Here is a 7810-nt window from a genome sequence, read left to right on the forward strand (position 1 = left end):
CCACGAAATCTGCTATCTAAAAATCCAAATCAGAAAACAATCGAACCTGCTTTCATCTCGCGGGCAAAGCCCACGCTACGGATTGCCCCTCCTATTTCCACCACCCGCTACTCAGCGAAAAAAATACCGGGTCGTAATATTTCGGCAGTTGTTGCGGGATGCCGAGGTTGTTGCGGTAAACGACGCGGTAGCGGTCGGCGTACCAGGCGGGGACGATGATGTATTGGTGGCGGATGGTGCGGTCTAGCGCCCGGGAGGTGGTTTTCAGCTCTTCGCGGTTGGTGAAGCTGCCGAAATGTTTGAGCAGCTTTTCGACTTCGGGGCGGCACACGCCGGCGAGGTTTCGGCTGCCGGGGATTTTGGCGGCTTCGCAGCCGAAATAATCGTATTGTTCGTTGCCGGGGCTTTCGCTGTTGGCATAGACGGTAATGGTCATATCGAAGTCGAAATCGTTGAGCCGCCTTTGGTATAAGGCGGGGTCGGTAACGCGGATGTTCATGGTTACGCCGATTTTGGCGAGGTCGCGCTGCCATTTGGCGGTAATGCGTTCGTAGGTTTTGGAGGCGGTCAGGAACTCGAAGGTCAGGGGTTTGCCTTGGCTGTCGGTCAGTTTGCCGTTTTTATAGCGGTAGCCTGCTTTTTCCAAGAGGGCGCGGGCTTTGAGCAGGTTGGGGCGTATGCCTGTCTTCGGGTCGGTTTGGGGCGGTTCGGGGACGGGTTGGTTCAGGACGACGGGGTCGAGGGTGTTGCCGAGGGACTGGAGCAGTTTCAGTTCCGCGCCTTGCGGTTTGCCTGTCGCCGCCATCTCGCTGTTGGTGAAGAAGCTGTTGCTGCGGCGGTATGCGCCGTAGAAAATGCGCGCGTTGATGCTTTCAAAGTCGAAACTCTCGACCATCGCCTGCCGCACGAGGATGTTGTCGAACGGGGCGCGGCGCAGGTTCATGACGAAGCCCTGCATGCCGGCATCGCTTTTCTGTATCCATTCGTGTTTGCCCATGCCGCGTTTGGCGAGCATTTCGTCGGAATAGCCCCGCGCCCAGTTTCGGGCGACATTTTCGTAAACGAAGTCGTATTGTCCGGCTTTGAGGCCTTCAAGGCGGACGCTGTTGTCTTTGAAATATTTGAAGCGGACGGTGTCGAAGTTATATCTGCCTTTGCGGGTCGGCAGGTTTTGCGCCCAGTAGTTTTTGTCGCGCGCGTATTCGCTCATGCGCCCGTTTTCCGCTTTAACGAAGCGGTAGGGGCCGGAGCCGATGGGCATTTTGTTTGCGCCTTTTTCCAGCCCTTCGGGATAGCTTTTATGTGAAAATACAGGCAGTTGCCCTAATGCCATGTGTAATTCGGCATTGCGCTGTTTGAAGCGGAAAACGACTGTCCTGTCGTCGGGCGTTTCGACTTTGGCAACGTCGCTCCAGTATATGCGGTAGAAGGGATTGGCGGCTTTGTCTTGGGTGAGCAGGCGGAAGGAGGCGGCTACGTCTTTGGCAAGGACGGGATCGCCGTTGTGGAATTTGGCTTTCGGGTTGAGCCTGAATGTTGCCGACAGCCCGTCTTCGGCAAGTGAAAAGTCTTCCGCCAGCAGTCCGTACATGGAGAAAGGTTCGTCCCAACTGTTGTCCGTAAGCATGTCCACGGTCAGATTGAGGACGCCGGCTTCTTTGTCGCCTTTGAGGGTAAACGGGTTGAACGTATCGAAGCCGCCCTGTATCGGTAGGGAAAACACGCCGCCTTTGGGCGCGTCGGGATTGACGTATTCGTAGGCGCGAAAGTCGGCGGGATATTTCGGCTCCTGCCCCAAACCTAAACCGTATGCGGCAAAAGCGGATGCGGAGGACAGGGAGAGAGCGAGTAATGCAAGAATTTTCATAAGGCTGGGCGCATGTAGGCATTAAATGCCGATTATAGCAAATGCCGTCTGAAATCTTTTACAGACGGCATTTGTTTTAGAACATAAGCTGTCGGTTGCGGTTGAGCTGGAATCCGTGTCCGGCCGAGTTGGTGCAGCGGATGCCGTTTTCGAGGCTGACGCACTGCCAGCCCCTGCCTTTGATGCTGCTTCCGTAGGCGAGGACGGAAGGGTTCGGGCTGTACGGATAGTCGCTGTAACAGCTCATGTAGGCCTTCCCTTTGCTGTCGGCATTGAATACGTTGCCCCAGTCGAATTCGCATGTTTTGGGTTTCGGCCGGGCGGGTTTGGCATTGCCGGTATCCTGTATGAAGCAGGACACGCCGTGCCATGCCGTTTCCCTTTTGGAGTGGGCGGTATCTCCGCCGCAGATGATATTGCCGCTGGGGGTTTGGAAATTAACGGCAAAAACGCCGGTATCGGCGTATGCGTATGCGTAAACGAGGGCTGCAGAAAGAGCGGGGAGGATTTTGCGTAACATGGTTTATCCTTTGGACGGAGATTGGGGGTTGTGGGAGGTATTTTGTCTGGTTTGTGCGTCAAACTCCGCCAATGTCATGTTCAAAGTCTGCAAACAGGGCTGCATGACAGAGTCGACGGTTTGGTTGACCTTGTCTTTATTTGGGGCGGACGGGCGGTAAACGAAGAGCTTGAAGAGTTCGCTCAACTCAATTGAATCTGCCCCCGTTTTCAACACCCAGCCCTGACGGCCGTTGTAGATATAGCCGTGCCGCGCCAGCTTTTCCAGAAGCTCGCCCAACTCGTCGTAGCCCATATTGATATGTCGTCTGAACTCCTGAACAGGCAAGGCTTTGCCCTCTTTTTGCGCCGCATCCAAAAGCAGCAGGATTTTCAACACATCGTCAAACCGCCCGCGCGAATCGAAGCCCCTGCGGAACGCCTCGCCCTGCCAATAAGACAGCGACGAAGTCAGCACCGCACCGCCCAACACCAGCGTCCACAGCAAATTCAGCCACAACAGGAAAAACGGCACAGCGGCAAATGCGCCGTAAATCGAGCGGTAGCCGTCGAAATTGCCCATATACCAAGCAAACAGGAAACGCGCCGTCTCCAAGCAAAACGCCGTAATCAAAGCCCCGACGAACGCCTGCCGCGCAGGCACAAAACGATTAGGCACAAAGCGGTACAAGCCCCACAGCAGCAGCGTCACGAAAAACAGCGTCCCCGCCGTCCGCAACACCCCCATCCATTGGGACGAAGCCAGCGCAGATTCCTGCACCGACCCGACCATAAAAGAAATCCCCACGCCCAAAGACAGCGGTCCAAACGTCAGCAACGCCCAATACACCAAAAACTGCATCATCCAAGGCCGCTGCGAATTGACCCGCCAAATCCGGTTGAACGCATTATCAATCGTCCGAATCAGCATCAGCGACGTAACCACCAGCATCACACTGCCGATCGCCGTCAACTTCCCCGCCTGATTGCGGAACGCATTGATATAATCAAACACCATGTCCGCACCCTGCGGCACAATAGTCTGATTGACGAACGAAACAAAAGAATCCGACCAACGGTCGAACACAGGAAAAATCGAAGCGACCGCCACCATCACCGTCAATACCGGCACCAAAGCCAGAAGCGTCGTAAACGTCATACTCGCCGCAGCCTGCGGCACACGCTCCTCATCGAAACGCCGGACCACAAACCACGCAAACGCAAACGCCTTACTGTCCGACAAACCTTGCCACCATTTCAAAAACGGCATAATCTTTCCCGAAAAAATAACGAATTGAAAATAAAAAACAGAAAACGCCCCACGTCGTCTGAAAACACAGCCTCAGCGAAATTAACACCCATTTCCCACCAACCCCATTGTAACGGAATACCCAAATGAACCCAAATCCCCTCAAAATCCTCGTCCTCTACTACTCCCAAAACGGCAGCACCCTCAACCTCGCCCGCCAAATCGCACGCGGCATCGAAAGCGTCGCAGGCTGCGAAGCCGTATTGCGCACCGTCCCCAAAGTCTCCACCGTCTGCGAAGCCGTCGAAAAAGACATCCCCGACAGCGGCGCCCCCTACGCCACCGCCGAAGACCTCAAAACCTGCGCCGCCCTCGCCCTAGGCAGCCCCACCCGCTTCGGCAACATGGCAGCCGCCATGAAATACTTCATCGACGGCACCATCCCCCTATGGCTCGGCGCAGAACTCGCCGGCAAACCCGCCACCGTCTTCACCAGCACCTCCTCCCAACACGGCGGACAAGAAACCACCCTCCTCACCATGATGCTCCCCCTCCTGCACCACGGCATGATCATCAGCGGCATCCCCTACACCGAATCCGCCCTCGGCAACACCCAAAGCGGCGGCACCCCCTACGGCGCGTCCCACGTCGCCGGACACGACAGCAAACCCGTCCTGACCGCCGAAGAAAACGACATCGCTTTCGCACAAGGCAAACGGCTGGCAGAACTCGCCGTCAAGTTGGCTTAAAGCGGGCAGTTTAGAAATCCAATCTGCCAAAAGCTAAAAGGTCGTCTGAAAACCTGATTTCCAAGTTTTCAGACGACCTTTTACCAACATCTGCCCGTCAAGCCGAAAAAGCCTTATATGCCATCGAAGCAATAATCAGCAAAACCGTTACGACCAAAACCTTACGGATGATTTCCCCGTCTGAATTGATAGCATGGAGGCTGCCGAAATGGTTGCCCAACAAATTCGCCAAAATCATCGGGATTCCGATTAGGAACGCCATTTTCCCCGCTATCAAGAAAGCAACGAATGCCCCGATATTGGAAGCAAAATTGAAAATTTTGGAAGTAGCCGAAGCCTGCAACAACGACAATTTGTTGATGACAAACAAAGCGATAATGAAAATGCTGCCCGTGCCCGGTCCGAAAAAACCGTCATAAAAACCGACAATCAGACAAGTTAAAAAGACAGCGACGGCAGATTTTTTTATCTCGCCGCGTTCATCGTCTTTTTTCAGCAAAACGCCTTTGAACAAAGTTGCCAGCAAGCCTATGGGTAAAAACGCAAGAATGATGTAATTGATGGTTTCCACAGGCAGAATCAGAATGACTTTCGCACCGACGAACGCCCCGATTAAAGCCGCAACGATGCCGACCGGCACAATGCGCCATACAATCGAACTGCTTTTCATAAAGTTTTTAATCGCAGCCACCGTACCGATGGTACTCACCAATTTTTCCTGTGCCAACGCGACCTGCGGCGGCAAGCCGACCATCAAAAACGCGGGAATCAAAATCAGTCCGGCTCCGCCCGCAATAGCATCGACATAGCCCGCAATCAAAGACGCGGCAACCAGCAGGAAAAGACCGAAATAAAAATAATCGGCAATGATACTGCCGGGAATAAATAGTTGCTCCATAGATTGTTTCCTCTTGATTAAATTTAATTTTTTGTACGCAGCAGCACGCAGGACCGTTTAAAGCTTCAAATAAAGTATCAGTACATTAATTACCACCATAAAAATTGTCAACACTATTTATTTTTGTAAAAATAAACCAAAAATCAGTTAACCGCTTCAATTAGTTTCTTCTGCCAAAAGGTCGTCTGAAAACCTTAATCGATTCCAAAATAAAAACCCGCTTCAAAAAGCGGGTTTCTTGTATCCGGTCAGGGCAGACCGTCTGTCCGTATTGTCCGAAACTTCGTTACTGTTTTTCTATTTTCCGGCGGGCAATTTCCGCTTTTTTACGGCTTGCCGCCAGTTGTTCGCGCATTTCGTTCAAGATTTGCTTGGAAGATTTCGGTTTTTCCCAGTTGTCCGGTTCTGTATTTTGTCGTTGCGCCAATTGCTTTTGATGCTCTTGATAAAGCGCATTCGATTCTTCGGAGACTTTGCGGGCAATGTTCGGCAGCTCTTTTTCAACCAAAGCCTCGGCGCGTTGTTGGGCAAGATGGCGTTCTTTGCGGCTTTGGGCGCAATATTGCTTACTGTCTTGCTCGGGGGAATAGCCGTAATGAGGCAGCGGTTTCCCTGCTTTTTTCATCGCCATGCTGTAATTGACACATTGCAAGGCTTGCGGATCGGCAGCCATGTACAAAGAGTATAAATGCCCGGCATAGTCTTTGATGTCCTCATTGTCCCCGCCGCATACATTCGCCGTAGCCTCAATCAGCGCCGTATCTTGCAGCATTTGCCGGCAATGTTCGACCTGCTCCGTATTCAAACTGACGGCGGGCTCTTGCGCGGCGGCTGAAAAAGATAAAATCAAAGCAAGTAAGCCTAAAGCAGATTGTTTCATGGTTTTTCCTTTTAAACCGGAATGATATTTTCAAATAAAGCATGAATGTCTGAACGCAGTACATTCATGCCCGAAGTTTTCAGACGACCCCGTCCATCCTTATCTGCCATCCTTCTGACGGATAAAGGCATCGGCTTTGGCGCGGCGTTCGGTTTCTTCGGCAACGGTTTTACGCAGCAATTCGTCAACGGGAATACCGCGGCGCGGGGCTTCTTCTTCCGCATACTGTTTTATCTTACTGTCCATGTACGCCTCTACCTGACGGCGCAAACGGTCGCGTTCTTCGCGGCTTTCCGCGCAAAGGCGCTTCAAATCCTTATCGTCGAGATGGTGAAAGCTTTGTTTTTTGAATTCCTCCTCCAGTTTCGGATATTGTCGGCACTGATCGACTTTCGGATGGTTAAACAACAAAACCATAGACAAAAGGTTGAAATATTCGGCGGTCTCTTTATTGTCCCGATAACAAAGCGAACCGTTCGCCAAAGTATTGGTGTCTTTAAACAATTGCCCGCACTCGGCAGCAAGCTTTTTATCTGCCGCAGGATCGGATGACGCACCGGTTTGATTTTGGGCGGCGGCAGAAGCGGACAAACCGGCGAGCAGCAAAGAAAATACAAGGGCTTTTTTCATATGGGATGCTTTCAAAAAACAGAAGGGGAAATCATGAATAGTTTATATACAGGGGTCGTCTGAAAACTTTCAGACGACCTTTTGTCCGTCAATATTTAGGCAGCGAGCAGCCTTCAGGCGTAGTGATTTTGCATTGTACCGCCCCAGAAGCCTGACATTTTCTTAATGCTGCTGGCTCAGCCTGTCCGATTTGAGCTGCGCCTCCGTAGAAAGTCTTCAATTTTTTGCCCGATTTCCCTTGGGCAACAGCAAGACAGCCGTTTCTAAACGAAGAACCCACTACACACGGTGCATTGCGTCCACCCTGTTCGCAGGATTTGATGGCTTCTCTTTCCGCTGCCTCACGCGAATCCATATTGATTGAACCAGCCGAAATACCCGTTTTAAGGTTAACCGCCCATGCGCCGTATTTGGACGGGACATTGATGTTAACTATTTCCGTAGGCTGCTGCCGAGACTGGCGGGGAGATGCGCAATTGGAATTGTAGCCGTATGCACACAATGCCGAATTATTCTGCAATGCGCCTTTGGTTGCATCATAGGTTGGGTCGGCGGCATAAGTATTAAAACTTGCCAGTCCCAATAAGATAAAAAGCAGTTTTTTCATCAGTCTTATTCCTTTGTTTAGTCGTAATCTCTTTTCTTAAAGCAAGAACCTGATATAGAGGTCGTCTGAAAACTTTCAGACGACCTTTTGTCCGTTAATATTGCGGCATCGAGCAGCCTTCGGGGGCAAAAATGGTGCATTGCGAATAACCGGAAGCCTGACATTTCCTTAATGCTTCAGCCTCGGCAAGGCCAGGCTCTTTTACTCCCGGGAAAGCTTTCCATTTATTTCCTGATTTTCCTTGTGCGACGGCGATACAACCGTTTCTGACCCAAGCAGCCACTACACACGGTGCATTGCGACCGCCTTTTTCGCAGGTTTTGATGGCTTCTTTTTCGGCAGCAGCACGTGAGTTTTGATTAAGTGCGCCGCCTGAAATACCCGTTTTAAGATTGGTGGCCCATGCGCCGTATTTGGACGGGACATTGATGT

The 7810-nt window shown here is 51.8% G+C and carries 9 protein-coding genes; 1 reads left to right on the top strand and 8 read right to left on the bottom strand.

The genetic code is table 11. The annotated features are described in order from the left end of the window. Positions 1–91 precede the first annotated feature (91 nt). From HMPREF3050_RS02385 to HMPREF3050_RS02395, 3 genes are all read right to left on the bottom strand, one after another. Positions 92–1867, bottom strand: a complete 1776-nt coding sequence (locus HMPREF3050_RS02385) for an extracellular solute-binding protein (protein WP_070773311.1) — start codon at positions 1865–1867, stop codon at positions 92–94. 76 nt (positions 1868–1943) lie between these two features. Continuing rightward, on the bottom strand, positions 1944–2387 hold the full coding sequence (locus HMPREF3050_RS02390; RefSeq protein WP_049226621.1) for a DUF6636 domain-containing protein: 444 nt from the start codon (positions 2385–2387) through the stop codon (positions 1944–1946). Between the two features lie 3 nt (positions 2388–2390). Next, positions 2391–3635: a YihY family inner membrane protein gene (locus HMPREF3050_RS02395; protein WP_070773312.1), complete on the bottom strand. Its 1245-nt coding sequence runs from the start codon at positions 3633–3635 to the stop codon at positions 2391–2393. A gap of 125 nt (positions 3636–3760) precedes the next feature. Between HMPREF3050_RS02395 and wrbA the strand changes: the two genes are divergently transcribed. After that, entirely contained in the window at positions 3761–4363 is a 603-nt protein-coding gene (wrbA, locus tag HMPREF3050_RS02400) for an NAD(P)H:quinone oxidoreductase (RefSeq protein WP_070497903.1), read from the top strand. Positions 4364–4460: 97 nt separating this feature from the next. Here wrbA and HMPREF3050_RS02405 read toward each other — a convergent pair whose 3' ends face one another. The 5 genes from HMPREF3050_RS02405 to HMPREF3050_RS02425 all read right to left on the bottom strand — a co-directional run. Next, a complete protein-coding gene (locus HMPREF3050_RS02405; RefSeq protein WP_070773313.1) occupies positions 4461–5261 on the bottom strand; it encodes a sulfite exporter TauE/SafE family protein in 801 nt (266 codons plus the stop codon). Positions 5262–5547: 286 nt separating this feature from the next. Further along, on the bottom strand, positions 5548–6141 hold the full coding sequence (locus HMPREF3050_RS02410; RefSeq protein ID WP_070773314.1) for a hypothetical protein: 594 nt from the start codon (positions 6139–6141) through the stop codon (positions 5548–5550). 99 nt (positions 6142–6240) lie between these two features. Beyond that, a complete protein-coding gene (locus tag HMPREF3050_RS02415) occupies positions 6241–6771 on the bottom strand; it encodes a hypothetical protein (protein ID WP_070773315.1) in 531 nt (176 codons plus the stop codon). Between the two features lie 88 nt (positions 6772–6859). After that, positions 6860–7378: a DUF4189 domain-containing protein gene (locus tag HMPREF3050_RS02420; protein ID WP_070773316.1), complete on the bottom strand. Its 519-nt coding sequence runs from the start codon at positions 7376–7378 to the stop codon at positions 6860–6862. A 94-nt stretch (positions 7379–7472) separates the two neighbouring features. After that, positions 7473–7810 (bottom strand): DUF4189 domain-containing protein (locus tag HMPREF3050_RS02425; RefSeq protein WP_141758387.1); only part of this gene is annotated, 338 nt, incomplete at its 5' end.

This window comes from Neisseria sp. HMSC065D04 (assembly GCF_001815675.1).
Lineage (GTDB): Bacteria > Pseudomonadota > Gammaproteobacteria > Burkholderiales > Neisseriaceae > Neisseria.